The following is a 22,836-nucleotide window of genomic DNA, read 5'->3' as shown; positions in this document are numbered from 1 at the left end:
CAACAGGCCGACCCCCGTGCTTACCCGGTCATCCCAAAGACCGCGAACCGCTGACCCCGTGAATCTCCCCTGGAAAATCCCCTAGAAATCCTCAGGTCAGGCGCAATCGCGGCAGATCAGCCGTCCGCCGTTGTCCTCGGCGAGCCTGCTCCGGTGGTGCACCAGGAAGCACACCGAGCAGGTGAACTCGTCCGCCTGCTTCGGCACGACCTTCACGGTCATGTCTTCCCCGGAGAGCCCGGAAAGGTCCGCGCCGGGCAGTTCGAAGTTCTCCGCGGTCGCGTCCTCGTCGACGTCGACGACGCCGGACTGGTTCTCGTTCCGCCGGGCCTTCAGCTCCTCCAACGAGTCTTCGGCCAGCTCGTCGGCTTCGCTGCGGCGCGGAGCGTCGTAGTCGGTAGCCATGGTGTCCCTCACCCCTGCGATTCAGCGTGTCGTCCTGCACCGGTGCGGAGGCGCCCGTACCGGGTCGTGCCGCTGGTCAACGTTCCAGCGCCCCTGTTTGTGCCCGGCCCGCGAGTGACCCAGGTCTCAACCTGGTTGACCTCGTTCTGCGGCCGGAGCCCGGGAAGGGTAGCTCACCGCCGGGCGCGCCTCGCACCGAGTCGGACATTGCCGCTCCAGCGTCACCCGGGAGGGGGAACGCGCAGGTGAGACGCCTGTCCTCCGTTCGGGTTGCCCGGCCGTCGTAAACATCACCTGGCGGCCGGGTCCGCTTGCCCGCGCGGAGCGGTCCGTGGTGCGATCGGCCCGGAGGGGCATTACGCGGAACGGGTGAAGGTGACCCGCGACACCGCGCGTCGCGAACAACGCCTAGGCTCACCGGCTACCACGCCGGTGCGTACGCTGGCGGTTACCGCGAGGCGCGGCGGCGCGACCGCGGCCGGTTCTGCGAGGGGAAGGGACGGGGCAGGTGGCGTCGGGGAACGGGGCGGGGAACCGGGGTGCGCGGCCTTATCGCAAGCACCGTCCGCTGCCCGCGTTGATCGTGATCGGCGTGCTCGCGCTCGGCGCGGTGTTCGTCTGGGTCAACGCCGTGGTCGGCCGCGGCGACGTCGACGCGGCGGTCCGCTGCAGCCCCGAGCCCAAAGCGCCGCCCGGAATCACGTACACGACGGTCCCGCACAACGGCCTGGACGACCGCTCGCCGATGCCCCCGGACAAGATCGCGCTGAGGGTCCTCAACGCGAGCAGCACGCGCGGGCAGGGCAGCATCGCCACCAACACGCTGCGGGACCTCGGCTTCACCGCGATCGGCGACCCGGCCAACGACCCGGCGTACCCGAAGGGCGACGCGCGCTGCCGCGGCCAGATCCGATACGGCGACAACGGCGCCGGCGCGATCGCACGGTCAGCCTGGTGATCCTCTGCGCGAGCTGGTCCACGACACCCGCAAGGACGCCAGCGTCGACCTGGCCACCGGCAAGCTCTTCACCGACATCCAGCCGCGGCCCGAGGCGGTCAAGATCCTCAAGCAGCTCACCGCCTGGTCGCAGGCGCACCAGGGCGGCGGCAGCAGCGAGCAGTCCGCCGGCCCGAACGCGCCGGTGATCGACCAGACGCTCCTGGCCTCGGCCCGCGCCGTCACCTGCTGACCCCGCGAACGAGGTCAGCAGGCCCGGTCACACCTCCGCGGCGCCGCTCGCGGCCAACGTCGCGCGCAGTTCCGCCGCGATCCCCGGCGACGCCGCGAACGTCGCGTCCTCCCCCAGGTCCGCCGCTTCGCCCGGCAGCAGCACCGTCGCGCCCGCCTCCTGCGCCACCAGCGCGCCAGCCGCCCAGTCCCAGCGGTGCAGACCGTGCTCGAAGTAGCCGTCCAGCCACCCGGCCGCGACCGCGCACAGGTCCAGCGAAGCCGCGCCCCGGCGGCGGATGTCGCGCACGCGCCCGACCAGATCCGCGGTCAGCTTGCCCTGCCGGACGCGGCGGTCCTGCGCGTAGGAGAACCCCATCCCGACGAGCGCCAGGTCCAACCGGGCCGCCGACGACACCGACAGCGGAGCGCCGTCGAGCCACGCACCGCCCCCGCGGACGGCCGTCCAGCGCCGTCCGCTCACCGGTTCCACGACCGCCCCCGCGACCGACACCCCGTCGATCTGAGCCGCGACCGACACCGCGAAGGTCGGCAAGCCGTAAAGGAAGTTGACCGTCCCGTCGATCGGGTCGACCACCCACGTGACCCCGCCGCCTGCCGCTCCCCCGCCTTCCTCGCCGAGCACCGGTTCCCCGGGCCGGATCCGCTCCAGCCGGGCGCGGACCAGTTCCTCCGACTCCCGGTCCACCGCGGTCACCACGTCGGTCTCCGCCGACTTCGTGTCCACCGCGACCTGGCCGCCGGACTGCATCCGCACCCACGCCGTCCGGACCAGGTGCGCGGCCTCGACCGCGACCTGCTCGGCGGTGTTCTTCAGGTCGTTCGCCATCGCCTCGTCAACTCCCACGCCCGCCATGTCACCACATCCGGTTAAAGTCTCCGCAGCAGACTTCTGAATCGTGCGAGAAGGGACCACGTCAGTGACGGCGACCCGAGGCTTCGGAATCGACATCGGCGGCAGCGGGATCAAAGGCGCGCTGGTCGATCTGGAACAGGGACAGCTCATCGGGGACCGGCACCGGATCGAAACTCCGCAGCCGTCGACGCCGGACGCGGTGGCGGACGTCGTCGCCGAGATCGTCCGCGCGGCGGAGTGGGACGGCCCGGTCGGCGTGACGCTTCCCGCGGTGGTCAAGAAGGGCACCGCGCACACCGCGGCCAACATCGACCACAAATGGATCGGCACGGACGCCGAGGCGCTCTTCGCGAAGCGGCTCGGCAAGAGCGTCGGAGAGGTCACGATGCTCAACGACGCTGACGCGGCGGGCCTCGCCGAGATCCGCTTCGGCGACGCGGCCGCGCGTACCGGAGTGACCGCGCTGCTCACCTTCGGCACCGGCATCGGCAGCGCGCTGTTCCACGACGGCAAGCTCGTGCCCAACACCGAATTCGGCCATCTGGAGGTCGACGGCCACGACGCGGAGAAACGCGCCGCCGCCTCGGTGAAGGACAACGAGGGCCTGTCGTACCCGCAGTGGGCCAAGCGGGTGCACCGGTACCTCTCGGTGCTGGAGAACCTGATCTGGCCGGACCTGTTCATCGTCGGCGGCGGCGTCAGCAAGAAGGCCGAGAAGTGGGTGCCGCTGCTGGACATCCGCACGCCGGTGGTCGTCGCGTCGCTGCAGAACAACGCGGGCATCGTCGGGGCCGCCGCGGCCGCCGCGGAGGGTGCCGGGCACTGAGCGGCTGGTCCGCGCCGGGTCTCGGACCGGTCACCGCGAGGCGCCGGACCGGGGGCCGGAGGGTGATCGCTTCGCGACGCAGTGGGCCGACGTCGTTACAATGGAACACGGCGCAGGAGCTGCGGAGGCAAAACCGCAGGCCGAGGCGTGTTCCCCGAATGTGAGGCAGCTGAGGTGGCGACATCTCGGCTCGTCATGATCGACCGCTGCGAAAGGGCGTAAGTGGCAGCCGCAAGAACCGCAACCCGAGGCGGGACGAAGACAGCGACCGAAGCCGGCGAGCCGGCCGACGAGGCAGCCACCGGAGCGGCGAAGTCCCCGGCGCGCAAGACCGCCGCGAAGCCGGCGGGCGCGAAGAAGACTCCGGCCAAGAAGGCTCCGGCTAAGAAGGCCGCCGCGAAGGGTCCGAAGACCGACGACGGCGATCCCGACGGCCCGGTCGACCTCGACGAGGCCGAACTCGACAGCCCGGACCTGTCCGATCTCGAAGAGGTCGAGGTCGACGTCGTCGACGAGACGGTCAACGACGAGACCGACGACGACGAGGACGACGACACCGAGGACGAGGCCGAAGCGGCCGACGGGACCGCGGGCGCCGCGGCCTCCACCGCCGCGCGCCGTCGCGCGACCGCGGCGGAGAAGGGCGGCAAGTCCTCGGACAACCCGGACTTCGTGTGGGACGAGGAGGAGTCCGAGGCGCTGCGCCAGGCGCGCAAGGACGCCGAGCTCACCGCGTCGGCGGACTCGGTCCGCGCCTACCTCAAGCAGATCGGCAAGGTCGCGCTGCTGAACGCCGAGGAGGAGGTGGAGCTCGCCAAGCGGATCGAGGCCGGGCTCTACGCCGCCGAGCGCGTGCGCACCGCCGAGGAGGAGGGCGAGAAGCTCGTCACCCAGATGCGCCGCGACCTCAAGTGGATCGTGCGCGACGGCGAGCGGGCCAAGAACCACCTGCTGGAGGCGAACCTCCGGCTCGTGGTGTCGCTGGCCAAGCGCTACACCGGCCGCGGCATGGCGTTCCTGGACCTGATCCAGGAGGGCAACCTCGGCCTGATCCGCGCGGTGGAGAAGTTCGACTACACCAAGGGCTACAAGTTCTCCACGTACGCCACGTGGTGGATCCGCCAGGCGATCACCCGCGCGATGGCCGACCAGGCCCGCACCATCCGCATCCCGGTGCACATGGTCGAGGTCATCAACAAGCTGGGCCGCATCCAGCGCGAGCTCCTGCAGGACCTCGGCCGCGAGCCGACGCCCGAGGAACTCGCCAAGGAGATGGACATCTCGCCGGAGAAGGTCCTGGAGATCCAGCAGTACGCGCGCGAGCCGATCTCGCTGGACCAGACCATCGGCGACGAGGGCGATTCGCAGCTCGGCGACTTCATCGAGGACTCCGAAGCGGTCGTCGCGGTCGACGCGGTGTCGTTCACGCTGCTGCAGGACCAGCTCCAGTCGGTGCTGCAGACGCTGTCCGAGCGCGAGGCGGGCGTGGTCCGGCTGCGCTTCGGCCTCACCGACGGCCAGCCGCGCACCCTCGACGAGATCGGCCAGGTCTACGGGGTCACGCGCGAGCGGATCCGGCAGATCGAGTCGAAGACGATGTCGAAGCTGCGCCACCCGTCGCGTTCGCAGGTGCTGCGCGACTACCTGGACTGAGCTTCTCCGGTTCCCGCGAGAAACCCCGCCCCCGCACTACGCGGCGGCGGGGTTTCCGCGTTTACGAACAACGGCCCGGCGAGAACGGGCCCGGCATTTCCGCGAAATCCTTCCTTCGGCCGGACACAGTGGACCGGACAAGTCCCGAAAACCCGGAGACGCGGGCCCCCGATCCGAATTACGCTGCGGCGCAACAAGAATCCCGGAGCCAATCCCCGGGGCGATCGGGCACCCGAACGTGCAACTCCGCGGGGCCGCGAAACCGAGCGCGTTGGCATACGTGTCCGTTCCCCGTTCACAACCGTTCACCCGGAACCCCCGGAACCGTTCCGGAATACTCATCGCCGGTGCACGGTCGCGCACCCACCGCGACACTGGGACCGCGGCAAGAGGCGAAAGTCGGTTGTTCTCCCCCAGAACGCGGAAATCGTGATTGTTTGGTTGCCTGAAAACGAAGATCGCAACCGGTGATCGCTATTAGGCTGCGCCCACAACGAGCGTCAGTATTGGAAGGCAGCACCGCCCAGTGTTTTCGACGAAAACTCAATCGCGAGCGAGCCAGGGATGCCCGGCGGCGCGGAGCGGATCCTCCGGCCCCGGTGAAGCGAGGCAACTGTGATCGGGTTCCTCCTCCGCAGACTCGTCAACTACATCGCCCTGTGCCTCGTCGCGACCTTCGCGGCGTTCTCCTTGGCGTCACTGTCCTTCAGTCCGCTGGACGCGCTCAAGCTGCGCAACCCGCCCGCCCCGCAGGCGACCATCGACGCGAAGGCCGCCGAGCTGCACCTCGACCAGGCGATCCCGCACCGGTTCTTCACCTGGCTGGGCGGCGTCTTCCAGGGCAACTTCGGCCGCACCGTCGCCGATCAGGCGATCACCGACGAACTGTTCCGCCGCGCGGGCGTGAGCCTGCGGCTGTTCCTGCTCGGGATCACGATCGGCATCATCATCGGCGTGCTCGTCGGCGTGGTCAGCGCGATCCGGCAGTACAAGATCAGCGACTACCTCGCCACCACGTTCTCCTTCGTGGTGCTGTCGACACCGGTGTTCGTGATCGCCACGATCCTCAAGGCGGGCGCGCAGTCGGTCAACGACAACCTGCTCGACGGGTACCAGTTCTTCATCGTGCAGGGCGAGGGCGGCGCGATCGACGGCGGTTTCGGCGAGGTCCTGCTCGACCGGCTGCAGCACATCATCGTGCCGACCCTGGCGATCGTGCTGACCCAGGTCGCCTACTACAGCCGCTACCAGCGTTCGGCGATGCTCGACGTGCTCGGCTCGGACTTCCTGCGCACCGCGCAGGCCAAGGGCCTCACCCGCAGGCGCGCGCTGTTCAAGCACGGCCTGCGCACCGCGCTGATCCCGATGGCGACGCTGTTCGCGTTCGGCTTCGGCCTGCTCATCACCGGCGGCGTCTTCACCGAGAAGATCTTCGGCTGGTACGGCATGGGCGACTGGCTGGTGACCGGCATCCAGAAGCAGGACACCAACATCGTCACCACCGTGACCCTGTTCATCGCGATCTGCGTGCTGCTCGCCGGCTGGCTCGCGGACGTGCTCTACGCCGCGCTCGACCCGAGGGTGAGGATCTGATGGCCGCCCCATTGAACGAGGCCGACCTCGCGGATTCGGCCGTCGCCGCCACCGAGACGGCCACCGAGCAGCAGACCGGGAAGTCCTCCAGCCGCGGCAAGCTCGTGGCCCGCCGGTTCTTCCGCAACAAACTGGCGCTCGCCGGGCTCGTCGTCATCCTGCTGTTCTACGTGCTGGCGTTCACCTACAGCTGGTATTCGCCCTGGGGCTACGACGAACTCGACCCGGCCTCGACGCTGATGCCGCCGGACGGCACGCACTGGTTCGGCACCAACCAGATCGGCGGCGACATGTTCGCGCAGACGATGCGCGGGCTGCAGAAGTCGCTCACCATCGGCCTGCTGGCCGCGCTGTTCTCCACCGGCGTGGCCTCGATCGTCGGCTCCGCGGCCGGGTACTTCGGCGGCTGGACCGACCGGGTGTCGATGTGGGTCGTCGACCTGCTGCTGATCCTCCCGCCGTTCCTGATCATCTCGATCCTGTCGCCGGCCTTCCGCGGCAAGACGTGGCTGATCCTGGTCGGCCTGATCGCGCTGTTCCAGTGGATGATCACCGCCCGCATCGTCCGCGGCATGACGCTGACGCTGCGCGAACGCGAGTTCGTGAAGGCCGCCAAGTTCATGGGCCAGTCCCCGTGGCGGATCATCTTCAAGCACATCGTGCCGAACATGGCCTCGCTGCTGATCATCGACGCGACGATCAACGTCGGCGTCGCGATCATCATGGAGACGTCGCTGTCGTTCTTCGGCTTCGGCGTGCAGGCCCCGGACGTTTCGCTCGGCACGCTGATCTCGGCGGGTTCCGACGCGGTCCGGACGTTCCCGTGGCTGTTCTACATCCCGGCCGGCTTCCTGGTGTTCACCGTGCTCGCGGTGAACTTCGTCGGCGACGGCCTGCGCGACGCGCTCGACCCGTCGTCCAGCCGGTCGCGGCGCAAGGAACGCAAGCGGATCGAAGAGAAAACGAAGTCGACCGCCTCGACGCAGACCGTGGGAGCAGAAGCATGAGCGCCGCACTCGAGCTGAGCGCGGAAACGGGCAAGCCCACCGGCACCGTGCTCGAGGTTTCCGACCTCGAAGTGTCCTTCCCGTCCGAGTCCGGTCGCGTGCACGCGGTGCGCGGGCTGAACTACCAGGTCGCCGCGGGCGAGGTGCTCGGCATCGTCGGCGAATCCGGTTCCGGCAAATCGGTTTCGTCGCTCGCGGTGATGGGGCTGCTGCCGCCGCAGGCGCGGGTTTCGGGCTCGATCCGGTTCCAGGACAGCGAATTGATCGGCAAGTCCGACACCGACCTGTCGAAGATCCGCGGCAAGAAGATCTCGATGGTCTTCCAGGACCCGCTGTCCGCGCTGACCCCGGTGTACACCGTCGGGGCGCAGATCGCCGAGGCGCTGCTGGTGCACGGCAAGGGCACGATCACCAAGCAGCAGGCGAACAACCGCGCGGTCGAACTGCTCGACCTGGTCGGCATCCCGAACGCGGCGGCGCGGGCGAAAGCGTTCCCGCACGAGTTCTCCGGCGGCATGCGCCAGCGCGCGGTGATCGCCATCGCGATCGCCAACGACCCGGACCTGATCATCGCCGACGAGCCGACCACCGCGCTCGACGTGACGGTGCAGGCCCAGGTGCTGGAGGTGCTGAAGACCGCGCAGGAGGTCACCGGCGCGGGCATCGTGATCATCACGCACGACCTCGGCGTGGTCGCCGGGTTCGCCGACCGGCTGATGGTGATGTACGCCGGGCGCGCGGTCGAACAGGGTCCGGTCGAGACGATCTACGCCCAGCCGCGGATGCCGTACACGCTGGGCCTGCTCGGTTCGATCCCCCGCGTCGACGCGCGGGAGAAGCAGCCGCTGGTGCCGATCGAAGGCCAGCCGCCGTCGCTGGTGAACCTGCCGCAGGGCTGCCCGTTCGCGCCGCGCTGCCCGCTGGCGATCGACGCCTGCCGCACGGCCGAGCCGGAACTGTTCACGATCACGCCGGGCAACCCGAACGCGCCGGTCGACACCACGCACCGGGCCGCCTGCATCCGCACCGAGGAACTCGCCCGTCCGGAAGCGGACGCCGCCGAGGTCTACGGCGCCGAGGTGATCGAGGAGGCCGCGGTCGCGTCGCTGCCGCGCACCCAGCGCTCGACCGTGCTGGACGTGCGGGACCTGCAGAAGCACTACGCGGTCAGCAAGGGCACCGTCTTCAAGCGCAAGGTCGGCACCGTGCGCGCGGTCGACGGGATCACCTTCGACATCGTCGAGGGCGAAACCCTCGGCCTGGTCGGGGAATCCGGCTGCGGCAAGTCGACCACGCTGATGGAGATCCTCGAACTGGCGGCCCCGTCGCACGGTTCGGTCGCGGTGCTCGGCAAGGACGTCGCGAAGCTCGCGGGCAAGGACCGCAAGGCGATCCGCCGCGATCTGCAGGTGGTCTTCCAGGACCCGATGGCCGCGCTCGACCCCCGGCTGCCGATCGGCGACATCATCGCCGAGCCGATGGTCACGCACGGGTTCTCGAAGGAGCGGATCGACCAGCGGGTGCCGGAACTGCTCGGGCTGGTCGGCCTGCGCCCCGAGCACGCCGACCGGTACCCGGCGGAGTTCTCCGGCGGGCAGCGCCAGCGCATCGGCATCGCGCGGGCGCTCGCGCTGGAGCCGAAGCTGATCGTGCTCGACGAGCCGGTGTCCGCGCTCGACGTGTCGATCCAGGCCGGCGTGATCAACCTGCTGGACGAGCTGAAGGCCAAGCTGGGCCTGTCGTACCTGTTCGTGGCGCACGACCTGTCGGTGGTCCGGCACATCGCCGACCGCGTGGCCGTGATGTACCTCGGCAAGATCGTGGAGATCGGCGACGTCCGCACGGTTTTCGAGGCCCCGCAGCATCCGTACACGCAGGCGCTGCTGTCCGCGATCCCGATCCCGGACCCGGCCAAGGAGCGCGAGCGCGGCCGGATCATCCTCACCGGCGACCTGCCCAGCCCGGCGAACCCGCCGTCGGGCTGCCGGTTCCGGACCCGGTGTTTCGTCTTCTCCCAGCTGTCCGAAGAGGACAAGAAGAAGTGCGTCGACGTCGAACCTCCGCGCGAATCCCGCGCGCAGGACCACGACGTCGCGTGCCACTACGCCAAAACCCGCGAAGTTGTGTAGCCACGATCCGTTGGCACACCAGAAGAAGAAAGGTAGACACATGCGACGGAGAATGGCCGCACTCGTGGCCCCCGTTGCCGCTCTGGGGCTCCTGCTCGCCGCTTGCGGCGGCGGCAGCGGCGGCGGCGACAAAGGCCTGCAGGACACCGGTTCCTCCGGGGTCAAGACCGCGGACATCAACGAGCAGCCGCTGGACAAGCTGAAGGACGGCGGCGACTTCAAGTGGCCGGTCGACCAGCTGCCGGACAACTGGAACTACTACCAGGTCGACGGCACCGTCCTGGACGGCGCCAGCATGTTCGGCGCGATCCTGCCCTACCCGTTCCCGCAGAACGCGGACGCGACGGTCGGGACCGACAAGAACTACCTGACCTCGGCCGAGGTCGTCAGCCAGGACCCGCAGGTCATCGAGTACAAGATCAACCCGAAGGCCAAGTGGAGCAACGGGCGCCAGTTCTCGTGGGAGGACTTCGCCGCGATGGCGAAGGCCCTGAACGGCAAGGACACCGCCTACCAGGTCTCCAGCACCACCGGCTACGAGGACATCGCGAAGGTCGAGAAGGGCACTGACGACCTCGACGTCAAGATCACCTTCGCGAAGAAGTTCGCGGAGTGGAAGTCGCTGTTCTCGCCGCTGTACCCGAAGGAGGCGATGGCCGACGCCAACACCTTCAACAAGGGCTGGGCGCAGAAGGCGCAGATCACCGCGGGTCCGTTCAAGATCAAGAGCGTCGACTACACCGCCAAGACCGCGGTGTTCGAGCGCGACCCGAACTGGTGGGGCGACAAGCCGAAGCTGGACACCGTGACCTACAAGGTCGTGGACCGGCCGGCACTGGCGGACGCGTTCGCCAACGGGCAGATCGACTTCTACCCGCTGAACAACGACATCAACGCGTTCAAGCGGGCCCAGGCGGACCCGAACGCGGCCGTGCGCCAGTCGGCCTACCCCGACTACACGCACATGACGCTCAACGGCGCCCCGTCCTCGATCCTCGCGGACAAGGACCTGCGGCTGGCGGTCATGCGCGGCGTCGACACGGTGACCATCGCGAAGTCGATCCTCGGCCAGATGCAGAAGGACACCACGCCGATCGGCAACCACCTGTACCTCAAGGGCTCGAAGACCTACGAGGACAACAGCGGCCCGTACAAGTTCGACCAGAACGCGGCCAAGGCGGAGCTGGACAAGCTGGGCTGGAAGCAGTCCGGCGACCTGCGCGCCAAGGACGGCAAGCAGCTGAAGCTGCGCCTGGTGATCCCGACCGGCACCCCGATCAGCCAGCAGACCGCCCAGATCCTGCAGTCGCAGCTGAAGGCGATCGGCGTCGGCATCGACATCGTGGCCGTCCCGTCGACCGAGTTCTTCAAGAACTACGTCAACGTCGGCAACTTCGACCTCACGCTGTTCCGCTGGATCTCGAACTCGTTCCCGATCGGCGGCAGCAAGGGCATCTACTACCTGGACCCGAAGAACGTCAACCAGAACTACGGCCGGATCGGCAGCGACAAGGAAAACCAGCTGCTCGACACCGCCGCGCAGGAACTGGACGACACGAAGCGGGCCGCGGACATCAACGCCGCGGACAAGGAGATCTGGGCGCTGGGCCACCAGCTTCCGATCTTCCAGTCGGTCGGTGCGTTCGCCGTCCGCAAGACGGTCGGCAACTTCGGTTCGCCGGGCTACGCGAACAACCCGTACGACTACCCCAAGATCGGGTTCGTGAAGTAATCCTCCCCCAGCGGGATTCGAAGGAGCGGCGCGGACTCCCCGCGCCGCTCCTTCCTTTTTGGACAGTTAAGGTGAGCTTTGTGCGGAACTTCCTGCGGTTGCGGCCGGTACGCCACATTCTCGTGACGAGTGCGGTCGTGTTCGTCGCGTGCGCGGCGGTGTTCGTGGTGCAGCTGCTGGAGTTCAACAGCACCCGGCCGCGCCTGCAGGGGCTCACCGCGAACGCGACCGGCATCGTCGCGCGAGTCGACGACGACACCGTCACCGTGCGGTTCCCGGTGCCGAATCAGCCGGAAGCGAACGCGGCGGTCGAGCTGGACACCACTCCCCCTCCGCTGGGCGCGAAGGTTCCGGTGCGCTACGACCCGTCCGCACCTTCGCGGGCAGTCACGACCGGCGCTTCGGCTTTGGTGACCGCTGATCGCGCCTCGACCTACGCGACGGTCACTGTGGTCGCAGTGCTCGCGATGCTTGCGGTGAACGGATTCCTGCTCTTCAAGCGCTTCGTGCAGCCGTCGCGGCGCAAGGCGGGTGCTTCGGTGCCGATGCGCCGGATCAAGGTGCAGCGCGGGTTGCTGACGCGATCGTGGCTGGAGGCCGACACCGCGACGCCGCGGTGGATCCCGGTGTACTTCTCGCCGACGCTGATCGGCCTGCCGTCGCCTTCGCGGGTCGAGGTGCTGGGCGACCTGCGGACAGACCGTCATGTGGCCGTCCGGATCGACGGAGAGGTGCTGTACCCGGCGGGTTCGGTGCGCACTGCGGAGCCGCGTGGCCGTCGCCTGGACAACCCTTCCGAGCCGGACGAGGAACGCACGCTTGCCGCCGCGACGCCGGTACGGCTTGCGCGGCAATTCCGGGCTGACCTGCCGGTGCTGGCCGTCGCTCCGGTCGTGGGGGCGTTTTGGGCGTTGGTCGACGGCAGCGGCTTCGCGGGCTGGCTGACGGTCAGCGTGCTGATCGCCGCGTTCGGGTTCTGGTGGGCTGCGCTGCGCGGCTCGGACCCGTCACTCTGATTCCAGCGCCGCCAGGATCTCGGCCAAATCGGCGTACGTCTCCTCCACCTGCCGCTCCTTGAGCCGCATCCGCTCCAACCGGACCGCGCCGAGGTGGCGGGCTTCGTAATACAACGCCCGCCGACGCGCCGACGGGGACTCGTCGGGTCGCCCGTAGGTGTCCCAGAACCAATCCCGCTTCGAGCCCGTTTTCACCGACGCCATGCGGATCGTCCAGTCCGCCGCCGGGTCGCCCCACCAGCTGCGGTCGTGGTCGAACACCCCGACGATCTGCAGCGACGGGGTCAGCATCACGTTCACGTGCCACAGATCCCCGTGCAGCAGGCGCGGTTCGGTGATCTCGTCGAGCAACGCCGCGTCGCGCTTCGCCCAGGCGGCCACCGCGCGCAGGTCGGCCCCGTCGAGGCCGAGATCCTCCACATCGGCGGCGTTGTCCTCGAAGTACGCGATCAGCGCTTCGCTCCAGGTCGCGAAATGCGGTCCGGCCACGGTGCCGAACCCGGGGCCGCGCACGTCGTGGACGGCGCGGGCGAGTTCGCCGAGCTGGCGGAAGTACGGGGCCCGCTCCTCCGGCGTCCGAGCGGAAAGGACTTCCGGGCCGGGCTCTCCGGGAAGAACGGCCTGCAGCACGTAATCGCGGCCGATGACCTGGTGCGTGAAGTCGGCCGCGAGAGTGCGCGGCATCAGCGGCGCGATCGGCGCGAAGTACGGCGCGGCAAGGTACTCGTTGCGCATGAACTGATGCTCGATCCGGTTCTGCCGCGCCGGTTCCGGGGCGACGCGCAGGATGGCCGGGCCGTCGGCCAGTTCCACCCGGTAGGTGTTGTTGTAGCCGCCCCAGCCGATTTCGACGGCGGACCGCACGCCGCTGCCCAGCGCGCGACGGCAGAGCAGTTCGATCTGGTCGGCGGTGAGAGGCTGCTGGAACGCGTCCGCGGGCCGGTCTTTCGGCTGGAAGTCCACCCGGGCATCCTGCCACTCCGCTCAGGACAGCACGAATCCTTTACGGCTCAGCGAATCCTCGACGCGCAGCCGTTCGAGATCCCGGTCCGTGCCCTCGCGCAATTCGCCGAGCCGGTGCTCGACGCCGATCTCGCGGCAGGCGGTGACGAGCAGTTCGTCGTACGCCTGCCGGGTGCCGATCCGGCGCGCGGCGGGCGTTCCGGCGGGCAGCTGGGCAAGCGTCCGGCGTACCCGGCGCAGGTCCGCGGCCACCTGCTCCACCGGCGGTTCGGACGGGACAGGGACGGCGCGTCGCCGACGCAGCCAGCGGCAGAGCGCCGGAACGCGGAGGGCAGCCCAGAACAACGCCGAGGGCGCCACGCTGACCACGGCGAACAGCAGAACCGGACCGGCCGCCATGCCCCCGAGTCTAGCCGCGGCGGCGTTTGCGCGCCCGGGTCGCGAACAGCACCGCCACCCCGGCCCCGAGCAGGACGACGCTGGCGACGACGTGCAGGTTCGGCGGCAGCACGTGCAACTGGACGAACCAGCTCGGGTGCCCCGCCCCGGCCAGCCGGTTGATCAGCCCGCCCGCGCCCTGCACCACCAGGAGAATCCCGAACAGCTCGATCACCGCGACGCCTCCTTTTTCGACGCGGAGGAGCCGAAAAGCTCCTGCCACAGCGGCCCGAAGACGAACCACAGGCCGGTGAGCGTGCCGAGCCGCGGCAGCCAGCCCCACAGCGGCTCGACGTGGCCGGAATCGCCGACCACCGCGATCGCGAGCAACAGCAGCCCGGCGCTGATGGCGGACGCCAGCACGCATTTGCCCCATTCACGCCATTCCTTGCGGGCCTTCGCCCGACCGGTCAGCTTCTCCGGCCGCGGCCCACCGGCGAAGCGGTGCGCGAACCGGGCGTCGGCCCACTCCACCATCGACGGCCCGAACACCACCGAGAAGCCCAAGTACACCGCGGCCAGCCCGTGCGTCACGTTCGGCTTCGCGCCGTTCATCAGGTCGATCACGGTGATCACCAGCAGCGCCAGGTCGACCACGGGCACCAGCGCGAGCAGCACGGTGCTGGCCTTCTGCTTGCGCAGCGCGTACCGGGTCAGCAGCCCGGCCGCGATGAAGACCCAGAACCCGATCTCGCACGCCACGATGGCGGCGGTCATCGGGCTGTTCAGAAGCTCGTCCATGGCTTCACTGTCGCGGGCGCGGGCGTCCGCGCGCGTCAGCGGACGGCACGATCGGGGGGTCATCATTTCGTAGGACGACCGGGGCGCGGCGATGTGCTGTCATGGTCGGGTGCGCCTGCGAGACCTGCGCTCGGCCCTCCCCCGGCCGCGCGAACTGCCGCCGTGGCAGCAGGACGGCCTCGTCGCGCTCGCGGTGTTCGCCGGCGGCACGATGCTGTACCTCACCGACAGCCACCGCCTGCTGCCGAGCGGCGACCCGTTCCCGCCGTGGATCCGGTTCGCCGAACTAGGCGCGATCTGCCTCGCCGCGTTCCTCCGCCGGAAAGTGCCGTGGGGGCTGCTGGTAGCCACCGGAATCGTCGGCGTCGATGTAGTGCTGGGCCTGTCGCTGCCGATAGCCATCGCGTACACGGATTTCCTCTACTCCGCGATGCTGTACGGCTCCCGCCGGACGAGCCGGGTGCTGGTCGGGGTGACCGCGACGATCACGCTCACCGTGCTGTTCGTGTTCCTGGCCGTCGCGGGCTGGCGGGCGGCGGCGCTGGGCGCGTTCAGCATGCTGTCGTTCCTGCTGGTCCCGGTGTGGTGGGGGGCGAATGTCCGGCAGCAGAGCGACATCGCGGCGTCCGAACGCGCCAACGCCGAACAGCTCGCGACGATCGCCGCGCTCGACCGGCGGGCGGCGGTGGCGGCCGAACGCGCGCGGATGGCCCGCGACCTGCACGACGTCGTCGCCGGGCATCTGTCGGCCATCGCCATTCAATCGGAGGCGGCACTGTCCATGGCGGACGATCCGAAGACCGCACAGACCGTGCTCGTCGCCGTGCGGGAGAACAGCGTGCGCGCGCTGGAGGAAATGCGCGCGATGATCGGCCTGCTGCGTTCGGAATCCGCGGAGGACGAGGTGACCGCCCCGGCCCGGCTGGCCGAACTGGCCCGGCTGGTGGAATCGGCCCGAGCGGCGGGCATGACGGTGACCGTGGATTCCACTGTGGACGAAGAACTCCCGACGGCAGTCGACCTCACCGCGTACCGGATCGCGCAGGAAGCGCTCACCAACGCGGTCAAACACGCGCCGGGCGGACAAGTGACGGTGCGGCTGCGCGTGGCCGACGACACGCTGAGCGTCGAAATCGGCAACGAACTGCTCGGCGCGCCGACCGGGTCCGACGGCGGCGGGCACGGTTTGCTGAGCATGCGCGAGCGCGCGCACGCCGTCGGCGGCACCCTGCGAGCGGGTCCGTCCGGGCCGCGCTGGCTTGTCCACGCCGAACTTCCCCTCGCCGGAGAACCGTCATGACCATCCGCGTCCTCGTCGCCGACGACCACGGCGCCATCCGCGCCGGGCTCGCGCTCATCCTCGGCAACGCCGAGGGCATCGAGGTGGTCGGCGAAGCCGCCGACGGCGAGGTCGCGCTGCGCCAGGCCCGCGCGCTGCGGCCGGACGTCGTCCTGATGGACGTCCGGATGCCCGGCACCGACGGGATCACCGCGACCCGGCAGCTGATCGCCGAGGGGCTCGCCGAAGTCCTCGTCCTCACCACCTTCGACCTCGACGAGTACGTGCACGCCGCGCTGCGCGCCGGGGCCGCCGGATTCCTGCTGAAGTCGGTCGAGGCGCCCCGGCTGATCGAGGCCGTCCGGCTGGTCGCGGCGGGCGAGGGCGTGCTCGCCCCGCAGGTCACGAAGCGGCTGATCGCCGCGTTCGCCAGCACCCCGGCCGCTCCGTCGCCCGCGCCGACCGGGCTCGCGGACCTCACCGAACGCGAACGCGAGGTGCTGGGCTGCCTCGGCGCCGGACTCTCGAACGCCGAAATCGGCGCCCGGCTGTACATCGGCGAGGCGACGGTGAAGACGCACGTCTCCCGGGTGCTCGCCAAGCTCGGCCTGCGGTCCCGGGTCCAGGCCGCGATCCTCGCCCAGGACCACGACATCGAGCCGCCGGGTTAGCCTTCCCGAACGAGACCGCGAAGCACCCCGCTCCGCCTCGGCGTCCAGCCGTCCGGCCAGCCGATCTGCGCATCCGCGCGCGACCTTCTAACGTTCCCCCATGGGCGAGCGGAGAACTCTCGACGTCGACGAAGTCCTCAAGCGGCAGGAATCCGGCGAGCTGAAGCGGCGGCTCAGGGGGCGCGACCTGATCGGGTTCGGCGTCGGCATCATCATCGGCACCGGGATCTTCACCCTCGCCGGGGTCGAGGCGAAGACGCACGCCGGGCCGTCGGTCACGCTGTCGTTCGTGATCGGCGCGGTGGTCGCCGGCCTCGCCGCGCTCTGCTACGCCGAACTGGCCTCCAGCGTGCCGACCGCGGGCAGCGCCTACACCTACGCCTTCGCCACCCTCGGCGAGATCTTCGCCTGGATCATCGGCTGGGACCTGCTGCTGGAGTTCGCGCTCGGCGCGGCCGTGGTGTCGCGCAGCTGGTCCGGCTACCTCGCGAACCTGCTCGGGCTGTCGCCGGACTGGTTCGGCGAGAACGCCACGGTCAACGTCGGCGCGGTGCTGATCATCGCGGTGCTGACGATCGTGGCCGTGGTCGGCATCAAGGAGTCCTCGTGGCTCACGAACCTGCTGGTGCTCGTGAAGGTCGCCGTCTGCGTGCTCATCCTCGCCGTCGGCGTCTTCTTCGTGAAGGGCTCGAATCTCACCCCGTTCATCCCGCCCGCGCAGCCGCCGTCGAGCAGCGCGAACGCGTTGCACCAGCCAGTGGTCCAGGCCGTGCTCGGGCTGGAGCAGTCGGTGTACGGCATCGCCGGCATGGTCACCGCCGCGGCGGTCGTGTTCTTCGCGTACACCGGCTTCGAAGCGCTCGCCAACCTCGGCGAGGAGACGATCAACCCGCGCAAGGACCTCCGCGTCGGCATTCTAGGCGCGCTGGCCGTGTGCGCGGTGCTCTACATCGGCGTGTCGATCGTGCTCACCGGCATGGTCCACTACTCCGACATCGACTCCGGCGCGCCGCTCGCCGACGCGTTCGACCGGGTCGGCCAGCACTGGGTCGGCGCGCTGATCTCGCTGGGCGCGGTCACCGGGCTGACGTCGGTGATGATGGTCGAACTGGTCACGATCGGCCGGATCGGCTTCGCGATGGGCCGCGACGGCCTGCTGCCCAAGGCGATCGGCACGGCGCACCCGCGCTGGGGCACGCCGCACCGGATGACCATCGGCGGGGCCGCGCTGATCGCCGTGCTGGCGGCGTTCGTGCCGATCTCGGCGCTGGCCGACATGGTCAGCATCGGCGCGCTGTCGGCGATGATCATCGTCGCGGTCGCGGTGCCGGTGCTGCGCAAACGCCGCCCGGACCTGAAGCGGCCGTTCACCGTGCCGTTCTCGCCGGTGCTGCCGATCATCGCCGCGCTGGCGTGCTTCTATCTCATGCTGAACCTCGACGTGATGACCTGGCTCCGGTTCGCCGCGTGGCTCGTGATCGGCCTGCTGATCTACTTCTTCTACGGCCGCAAGCACTCCCGCTTCGCGAAGTAGGTTCAGGCCACCGCGAGGTGGACGCGGAGGTGCCGCGGGTTCTCGATCTCGTCGAGCAGCGCCACGGCGAAGTCGGCGTACGAGATCTTGACCGAGAGGTCGCCGTGCTCGCCGATTTCGTAGCGGCCGGTGCGCTCGCCGCCGTGGTCGAAATCGCCGACCGGGCTGACGTACACCCAGTCCAGTCCGGCGCCCTCAGTGCGCAGCACTTCGAGCCCCGCCGCGTGGGCCTGGCAGAACGGGCGGAACTCGGCGGGTATCGAGTCCAGCACCGAGGTCCCGTCGGCGGCGGGCAGCAGCGCGGACAGCCCGACCGCGACGAGCCTGGCCTGTGACAAACCGGTGACGAGAGCGTGTGCGGCGTCGGTGAAGAACGCGTGCGGGTCGGTGCCCTCGCCGTAGACCGCGGCCGCGTTGACGACCGCGTCCTGCCCGGCGACGAGGGCGGCGACGTCGGCCGCGTCGGTGACATCGCCGGCGACGACCTCTGCCAGGTCGGGATAGCGCGCGGGATCGCGAACCACCGCGGTGACGTCGTGCCCGCGCCGCCGTGCCTCCGCGACCGCCTGCCGTCCGGCCCGGCCGCCCGCCCCGAAAATGACGATCTTGCTCATCGTGGGAATACCTCCTGGGGTGTCGATGCTCTGGAAAGTAACCAGGGGGCCGGTTCCCTCCGGGATACTGAGAGGAGACCGCGATGACCGTGCGGCAGCCGTTGCCTCCGGATCTGTTCGAGGAGCTGTGCCCGTCCTCGCTGGTGCCGGTCCGGTTCGGAGACAAGTGGTCCGCCTTGGTGCTCCGCTGTCTGGAGGACGGCCCGCGCCGGTTCTCCGAACTGCGGGTGCCGCTGCACCGCGTCACACCGAAGGTGCTGACCCAGACCTTGCGCGGCCTCGAACGTTCCGGCCTGGTGTCTCGGACGGCGCACGAGGATCCCGCGTTGGGGGTGGAGTACGCGCTGACGCCGCTGGGCCGCAGCTTGCTGGAGCCGATGCAGGTGGTCTACGGCTGGGTCGCGGAGCATTGGGAAGAGCTGCTGGAGGCGCAGGAGCGCTACGACTAGCCGGTGCGCAACCCCGCGTAGGAAACCGCCTGCGCCAGCGCGTCCGCGTATCGGGCGTCCGCTACCAGCAGCACCGATTCCAGTCCCGCCGCGATCCATTCCACCGGCTGGTCGTGCACGCCTTCGTCGCCCAGTTCGCGGTAAGTGTCCACAACGGACAGCAGCGTGCCCTCCGCGCCCAGGCGTACTCCGGCGAGCAGCACGTGGTGCGGTGCGGGCGGCCGCCACCGGTTTGTCCACAGTGGAGGGATGCCGGTGTCGAGGTAGTCCTGCAGCGCGCGTTCGGGCGTGTCCGGCGAGCCCAGTTCCGCCGGATCGACCCGGGCCAGCACCGCCACTCGCGGCAATTCCCACAGGCCCAGCAGCAGATCCGAGACCGTCGAAGTGCTCCACTCCCCCAGCGCCGGAACCACCGCCAGCTTCCCCTCGGACAGCGTCCGGATCGCCGTGGCCAAGCCGTCCAGCGAGGTGCCCGCAGCCGTCTCGTCGAACGGCACCGGAAGACGGAAGTCGTTACGGGGCAACGCACCTGCCGGACGGCTCGCCGATGCGCGCACCGTCCCGGCCGCGATCGCCACCTCGTCCTGGTCCGGTACCGCGATGTCCGCCGCGCGCAGCGTCACAAGCCCGGTGAAGGCCGCCGCCAGACCGTCCTTCTGCGGGAGTTCCGCGCGAGCTTCGGCGACCAGGCGCGCACCGCCGGGAAGCCAGTGGACGTCGGAAAGCCCCGTGTTCAGTACCGCCACAGATGCGCCGCCACGATCTCCTCAGGCGCCCGCTCGGCGGCCCACGCCGCGTCCGAGGCGCGCACCGCGCGGAACGCGCCGAGCAGCTCGTCCCCCAGCGCCCCGGACACGCGCGGATTCGCCAGCAGCGCAGTGTCCTGTTCGGACGGACTCGCCGGCAGCGGAAGTACCCCCGCAGTGTTCCGCTCCCCTTCGCTCCAGCCGCCCGGGTCCTCCGCGATCGGGTCCGGCAGGACCGCCGAATCCTCGATCCCGGCCAGCCCGGCAGCGAGTACGACCGCCAGCGCGAGATACGGGTTGGCCGACGCGTCCGACGTCTTCAGCTCGACATTCGCGTGCTCCGTCCCGAGCAACGCCGTGCCCGGGACGTACCGCAGCGGCGCTTCGCGGTTCTCGACGCCCCAAAACGCATACGCACCAGCGAAAAACCCCGGCCGCAACCGCATCGTCGACGGCACGCTCGGGGCCGTGATCGCCGTCAGCGCGGGCAAATCCCGCAGCAACCCGCCGAGGTAGGCCGCGCCGTCGCCTTCCGGTACGCCGTCGCCAGCGAGAAGGTTGCGGCCCTTGCGGCGGATCGAAGTGTGCAAATGCCAGCCGTTCCCGGCGGCCCCGAGGCCGATCATCGGTGCGAAACTCGCCACGAGTCCGTGTGCGTGCGCGGCGGCGTGGATGGTCTGTCGCGCCAAAAGCTGATCGTCCGCCGCGGACACCGGATCCGTGGCGGCGAGCGACAATTCCAGCTGTGCCACGCCGTATTCCGCGTGCAACTGGCCGATCTGCAGGCCGTTCGCGGCGAAATCGTGCAGCAGCGCGGCAATGAACTCGTCCAAGGCGATCAGCGCGTGCGGGCTGTACGCCGGACCGCGATGTCCGGGCGCGGACACGATGTCCTCGCTGCCTGCCGGCGCGACGGAGAACTCAAGCTCATACCCAGCCCGGAATTCGAGGCCGCGCCGCGCTGCCTCGGCGACCTGCCGCTCCAAAACGGACCGTTGGCAATACGGCCAGGGCGACCCGTCCGCGGCGAGCTGCCGCACCGGCGCCCAGGCGAGCGCGGGCTGCCCGGCGAGCCGGCGAAGCCGTTCCACGACCGGCACGAGCCGGATGTCGCCGGACGGCGTGCCGAGGCCGGAATGCGCGTAGGTGATGGCGTCGTGGCTGTCGAAGACCGCGAACAGCGAGGTCGCGCCCACGCCGCGGACCGCCGCGTCGGCCAGCCCGCCGATCGGGACCACGCGCGAGCGCGGGATGCCGTTGTTGTCCGCCCAGGCCAGGTGGACGCCGCTGACCCCCGCCGCGGCCAGGTCCTTCGCCGCCGCCGACGCCGCCTTGGTCATGGCAACCTCCTCGGGCTCCGGATCAGTATCGCGGGCCGGGGCCGCCCGGGCCATCCGCGAGTGTTCACCCGGGCGGCTCAGCGACCGGCCCGGCGTCGTCCCGGCTGCGCAACGCCACCCCGGCGACGACGGCGAGCGTCCCGATCGCCTCGATGACGCTCGGCACCTGCGCGAGCACCACGAACCCGACGACGCCCGCCGTCACCGGCAGCAATGCCAGCAGCACCGCGAACCGCGCCTGCCCGAGCCGGCGCAGGACCACTTGGTCGAGCGCGTACGGCACAACGGTCGACAGCACGCCGACGCCGATGCCGAGCAGCAGCATGCGTGGCGAACCCCACACTTCGCCGGTGCCCAGCGCGAGCGGCGACAGCACGACGGTCGCCACCACGAACCCGACCGCCAGCGAATCCAGCCCGTCCCCGCCGATCGCGACCCGCTTGCCGAGCACGATGTACCCCGCCCAAGCCGCCGCCGCGGCCAGCGCGAACACGACGCCGAGCGGACTGCCCGCGATCCGCACGTCCGCGATCGCGACCACGCCGACCGCCACCAGGACCAGCGCGATCAAATCGCGCCGGGTCCGTGACCCGATCGCAGCCACGACGACCGGACCGGCGAACTCCAGCGCGACGACCGTGCCCAGCGGCAACCGCGCGATGGCCTCGTAAAAGACCACGTTCATCCCCGCGGTGACGACCCCGAAAGCGCCCGCGAGCAGCAGCCGTTTGCCCTGCCAGGCAGCTTTCGGCGGCCGCCGCCACAGCAGCAGCACGACGGCCGCCCCGAGACAGCGCAGCCACGCAACCCCGGCGGGCGTGGCGTGCCCGAAGAGGTCGACGGCGATGGCCGCACCGGCATACATCGAAATTCCGCTGAGAACGAACAAGACCGGTGCCGGAATCGCGTTCACGCGCTTCCAGGAGAGTGCGATGCCCACTCCCGCATGGTGCCTGACCACGGAAAACGCCCGGCAGCGGGTGGTCTGGTCCTACGGGTTGGGACGCCGCTGCGGCAACCGGGCTAATTCGGCGTGACGCACCTCCCACCGGCGCGGGAACACTTGCGGGCCGCCAAACGTCTGCAAGAGTGGAAGCACGAACACCGCGGAGCCGGAAGCATCCCCGCCGAAGGCATCGAGACCGAAGTGGGCGTAGCTGGATCGAGGCACCGGGCGACCGGTGCCGGGACGGAGGGAGACCCCCATGACAACACCGACGCTCACCCGCCCCGAATTGACCGCAGCCGACCGATGCGACCGGTGCGGAGCAGCAGCTCAGGTACGCGCTGTCCTCAGCTCCGGAGGCGAGCTGCTCTTCTGCGGGCACCACGCCCGCGAGCACGAGGCCAAGCTCAAGGAACTGGCCGCGGAGATCCAGAAGTAAGTTCGCTCACCGACAGATTCCGCTTCGGAGGCGGCAAGCGCAGACGCGCTTGCCGCCTCCGGCGTTTTCCGCCCCGGTGAGCGGGACGCAAGCTCGAGGTTTTGTGCCGCCTCGGCACCTTCCGCTTGCCCTCTTGCCGCGCCGCCCCAGCCGCCGGTCCGCTTTAGCCCCGCCGCTGGCCCTTACGGCACCGCCAGGCCACCGCCGACCGCCACCCACGCACCTCCAGACCCCCGCAGACGTCCGTGAGGGGAACCCTGAGGGACTCAG

General features: G+C 69.9%; 22 protein-coding genes and 1 pseudogene. 13 read left to right on the top strand and 10 right to left on the bottom strand.

All coding sequences use genetic code 11. The features are described 5' to 3' along the window. Positions 1 to 96: 96 nt before the first annotated feature. Positions 97 to 405 (bottom strand): DUF4193 domain-containing protein, encoded by a 309-nt coding sequence (locus SSMG_RS10700; protein WP_013224476.1) that lies wholly within the window; start codon positions 403 to 405, stop codon positions 97 to 99. Between the two features lie 508 nt (positions 406 to 913). Here SSMG_RS10700 and SSMG_RS10695 point away from each other — a divergent pair. Beyond that, the gene (locus SSMG_RS10695) at positions 914 to 1,363 is read left to right on the top strand and encodes a LytR C-terminal domain-containing protein (protein ID WP_009075562.1); all 450 of its coding nucleotides are present in this window, start codon (positions 914 to 916) and stop codon (positions 1,361 to 1,363) included. 259 nt (positions 1,364 to 1,622) lie between these two features. On the opposite strand, the gene SSMG_RS10690 is transcribed toward SSMG_RS10695, so the two are convergent. Continuing rightward, the gene (locus SSMG_RS10690) at positions 1,623 to 2,441 is read right to left on the bottom strand and encodes an inositol monophosphatase family protein (RefSeq protein ID WP_286156946.1); all 819 of its coding nucleotides are present in this window, start codon (positions 2,439 to 2,441) and stop codon (positions 1,623 to 1,625) included. A 73-nt stretch (positions 2,442 to 2,514) separates the two neighbouring features. On the opposite strand from SSMG_RS10690, the gene ppgK reads away from it, so the two are divergent. From ppgK to SSMG_RS10655, 7 genes and pseudogenes are all read left to right on the top strand, one after another. Next, entirely contained in the window at positions 2,515 to 3,276 is a 762-nt protein-coding gene (gene ppgK, locus SSMG_RS10685) for a polyphosphate--glucose phosphotransferase (protein ID WP_037713267.1), read from the top strand. Positions 3,277 to 3,519: 243 nt separating this feature from the next. Continuing rightward, positions 3,520 to 4,929, top strand: a pseudogene (locus SSMG_RS10680) (RNA polymerase sigma factor); the annotation flags it as partial. Between the two features lie 615 nt (positions 4,930 to 5,544). Then, positions 5,545 to 6,522, top strand: a complete 978-nt coding sequence (locus tag SSMG_RS10675) for an ABC transporter permease (protein WP_009075553.1) — start codon at positions 5,545 to 5,547, stop codon at positions 6,520 to 6,522. Next, complete coding sequence (locus tag SSMG_RS10670; protein WP_009075552.1) at positions 6,522 to 7,529, top strand: ABC transporter permease; 1,008 nt, start codon at positions 6,522 to 6,524, stop codon at positions 7,527 to 7,529. Before SSMG_RS10675 ends, SSMG_RS10670 begins: the two co-directional genes overlap by 1 nt. Continuing rightward, the gene (locus SSMG_RS10665) at positions 7,526 to 9,658 is read left to right on the top strand and encodes an ABC transporter ATP-binding protein (protein WP_009075550.1); all 2,133 of its coding nucleotides are present in this window, start codon (positions 7,526 to 7,528) and stop codon (positions 9,656 to 9,658) included. Before SSMG_RS10670 ends, SSMG_RS10665 begins: the two co-directional genes overlap by 4 nt. Before the next feature lie 40 nt (positions 9,659 to 9,698). Further along, positions 9,699 to 11,390 carry an ABC transporter family substrate-binding protein gene (locus SSMG_RS10660; protein WP_009075548.1) on the top strand — a complete coding sequence of 564 codons (1,692 nt, stop codon included), beginning with the start codon at positions 9,699 to 9,701 and terminating at the stop codon, positions 11,388 to 11,390. An 80-nt stretch (positions 11,391 to 11,470) separates the two neighbouring features. Continuing rightward, positions 11,471 to 12,406, top strand: a complete 936-nt coding sequence (locus SSMG_RS10655) for a hypothetical protein (protein WP_100266753.1) — start codon at positions 11,471 to 11,473, stop codon at positions 12,404 to 12,406. Here the strand turns inward: SSMG_RS10655 and SSMG_RS10650 are convergent. The 4 genes from SSMG_RS10650 to SSMG_RS10635 are packed head-to-tail and all read right to left on the bottom strand — an operon-like array spanning position 12,398 to position 14,548. After that, the gene (locus SSMG_RS10650; RefSeq protein ID WP_009075545.1) at positions 12,398 to 13,369 is read right to left on the bottom strand and encodes a phosphotransferase family protein; all 972 of its coding nucleotides are present in this window, start codon (positions 13,367 to 13,369) and stop codon (positions 12,398 to 12,400) included. The genes SSMG_RS10655 and SSMG_RS10650 overlap by 9 nt on opposite strands. A gap of 21 nt (positions 13,370 to 13,390) precedes the next feature. Continuing rightward, entirely contained in the window at positions 13,391 to 13,768 is a 378-nt protein-coding gene (locus SSMG_RS10645) for a hypothetical protein (RefSeq protein ID WP_009075543.1), read from the bottom strand. 10 nt (positions 13,769 to 13,778) lie between these two features. After that, positions 13,779 to 13,982 carry a hypothetical protein gene (locus tag SSMG_RS10640; protein WP_037713262.1) on the bottom strand — a complete coding sequence of 68 codons (204 nt, stop codon included), beginning with the start codon at positions 13,980 to 13,982 and terminating at the stop codon, positions 13,779 to 13,781. Beyond that, a complete protein-coding gene (locus tag SSMG_RS10635; RefSeq protein WP_009075541.1) occupies positions 13,979 to 14,548 on the bottom strand; it encodes a hypothetical protein in 570 nt (189 codons plus the stop codon). The genes SSMG_RS10640 and SSMG_RS10635 overlap by 4 nt, the downstream gene beginning before the upstream one ends. A gap of 109 nt (positions 14,549 to 14,657) precedes the next feature. On the opposite strand from SSMG_RS10635, the gene SSMG_RS10630 reads away from it, so the two are divergent. From SSMG_RS10630 to SSMG_RS10620, 3 genes are all read left to right on the top strand, one after another. After that, a complete protein-coding gene (locus SSMG_RS10630; protein WP_199785869.1) occupies positions 14,658 to 15,848 on the top strand; it encodes a sensor histidine kinase in 1,191 nt (396 codons plus the stop codon). Continuing rightward, positions 15,845 to 16,498 (top strand): response regulator transcription factor, encoded by a 654-nt coding sequence (locus SSMG_RS10625; RefSeq protein WP_009075537.1) that lies wholly within the window; start codon positions 15,845 to 15,847, stop codon positions 16,496 to 16,498. The genes SSMG_RS10630 and SSMG_RS10625 overlap by 4 nt, the downstream gene beginning before the upstream one ends. A 100-nt stretch (positions 16,499 to 16,598) precedes the next feature. Further along, positions 16,599 to 18,032 (top strand): APC family permease, encoded by a 1,434-nt coding sequence (locus SSMG_RS10620; RefSeq protein WP_009075535.1) that lies wholly within the window; start codon positions 16,599 to 16,601, stop codon positions 18,030 to 18,032. A 2-nt stretch (positions 18,033 to 18,034) separates the two neighbouring features. Here SSMG_RS10620 and SSMG_RS10615 read toward each other — a convergent pair whose 3' ends face one another. Further along, the gene (locus SSMG_RS10615; RefSeq protein WP_353611796.1) at positions 18,035 to 18,673 is read right to left on the bottom strand and encodes an NAD(P)H-binding protein; all 639 of its coding nucleotides are present in this window, start codon (positions 18,671 to 18,673) and stop codon (positions 18,035 to 18,037) included. A gap of 56 nt (positions 18,674 to 18,729) precedes the next feature. Here SSMG_RS10615 and SSMG_RS10610 point away from each other — a divergent pair, with 56 nt between their 5' ends. Further along, the gene (locus SSMG_RS10610; RefSeq protein WP_009075530.1) at positions 18,730 to 19,095 is read left to right on the top strand and encodes a helix-turn-helix domain-containing protein; all 366 of its coding nucleotides are present in this window, start codon (positions 18,730 to 18,732) and stop codon (positions 19,093 to 19,095) included. On the opposite strand, the gene SSMG_RS10605 is transcribed toward SSMG_RS10610, so the two are convergent. The 3 genes from SSMG_RS10605 to SSMG_RS10595 form a co-directional block, all read right to left on the bottom strand. Continuing rightward, positions 19,092 to 19,841 (bottom strand): hypothetical protein, encoded by a 750-nt coding sequence (locus SSMG_RS10605; protein WP_009075528.1) that lies wholly within the window; start codon positions 19,839 to 19,841, stop codon positions 19,092 to 19,094. The genes SSMG_RS10610 and SSMG_RS10605 overlap by 4 nt on opposite strands. Next, positions 19,829 to 21,181, bottom strand: a complete 1,353-nt coding sequence (locus SSMG_RS10600) for a glutamine synthetase family protein (RefSeq protein WP_037713259.1) — start codon at positions 21,179 to 21,181, stop codon at positions 19,829 to 19,831. Before SSMG_RS10600 ends, SSMG_RS10605 begins: the two co-directional genes overlap by 13 nt. Positions 21,182 to 21,245: 64 nt before the next feature. Further along, entirely contained in the window at positions 21,246 to 22,121 is an 876-nt protein-coding gene (locus SSMG_RS10595) for a DMT family transporter (RefSeq protein WP_009075523.1), read from the bottom strand. A gap of 265 nt (positions 22,122 to 22,386) precedes the next feature. On the opposite strand from SSMG_RS10595, the gene SSMG_RS10590 reads away from it, so the two are divergent. Continuing rightward, positions 22,387 to 22,566 carry a hypothetical protein gene (locus SSMG_RS10590; protein WP_037358805.1) on the top strand — a complete coding sequence of 60 codons (180 nt, stop codon included), beginning with the start codon at positions 22,387 to 22,389 and terminating at the stop codon, positions 22,564 to 22,566. Positions 22,567 to 22,836: the final 270 nt, after the last annotated feature.

Source organism: Streptomyces sp. AA4 (assembly GCF_000158875.1).
Classification (GTDB): domain Bacteria; phylum Actinomycetota; class Actinomycetes; order Mycobacteriales; family Pseudonocardiaceae; genus Amycolatopsis.
The sequence above is the reverse complement of the archived record's forward strand: the minus strand, read 5'-3'. Positions and strand labels throughout refer to the sequence as shown.

Coding starts and splice junctions, on each gene's coding strand:
- SSMG_RS10700 (WP_013224476.1), bottom strand. CDS start 405: ATGGCTACCGACTACGACGCTCCGCGCCGCAGCGAAGCCGACGAGCTG.
- SSMG_RS10670 (WP_009075552.1), top strand. CDS start 6,522: ATGGCCGCCCCATTGAACGAGGCCGACCTCGCGGATTCGGCCGTCGCC.
- SSMG_RS10665 (WP_009075550.1), top strand. CDS start 7,526: ATGAGCGCCGCACTCGAGCTGAGCGCGGAAACGGGCAAGCCCACCGGC.
- SSMG_RS10660 (WP_009075548.1), top strand. CDS start 9,699: ATGCGACGGAGAATGGCCGCACTCGTGGCCCCCGTTGCCGCTCTGGGG.
- SSMG_RS10645 (WP_009075543.1), bottom strand. CDS start 13,768: ATGGCGGCCGGTCCGGTTCTGCTGTTCGCCGTGGTCAGCGTGGCGCCC.
- SSMG_RS10635 (WP_009075541.1), bottom strand. CDS start 14,548: ATGGACGAGCTTCTGAACAGCCCGATGACCGCCGCCATCGTGGCGTGC.
- SSMG_RS10625 (WP_009075537.1), top strand. CDS start 15,845: ATGACCATCCGCGTCCTCGTCGCCGACGACCACGGCGCCATCCGCGCC.
- SSMG_RS10620 (WP_009075535.1), top strand. CDS start 16,599: ATGGGCGAGCGGAGAACTCTCGACGTCGACGAAGTCCTCAAGCGGCAG.
- SSMG_RS10610 (WP_009075530.1), top strand. CDS start 18,730: ATGACCGTGCGGCAGCCGTTGCCTCCGGATCTGTTCGAGGAGCTGTGC.
- SSMG_RS10600 (WP_037713259.1), bottom strand. CDS start 21,181: ATGACCAAGGCGGCGTCGGCGGCGGCGAAGGACCTGGCCGCGGCGGGG.
- SSMG_RS10590 (WP_037358805.1), top strand. CDS start 22,387: ATGACAACACCGACGCTCACCCGCCCCGAATTGACCGCAGCCGACCGA.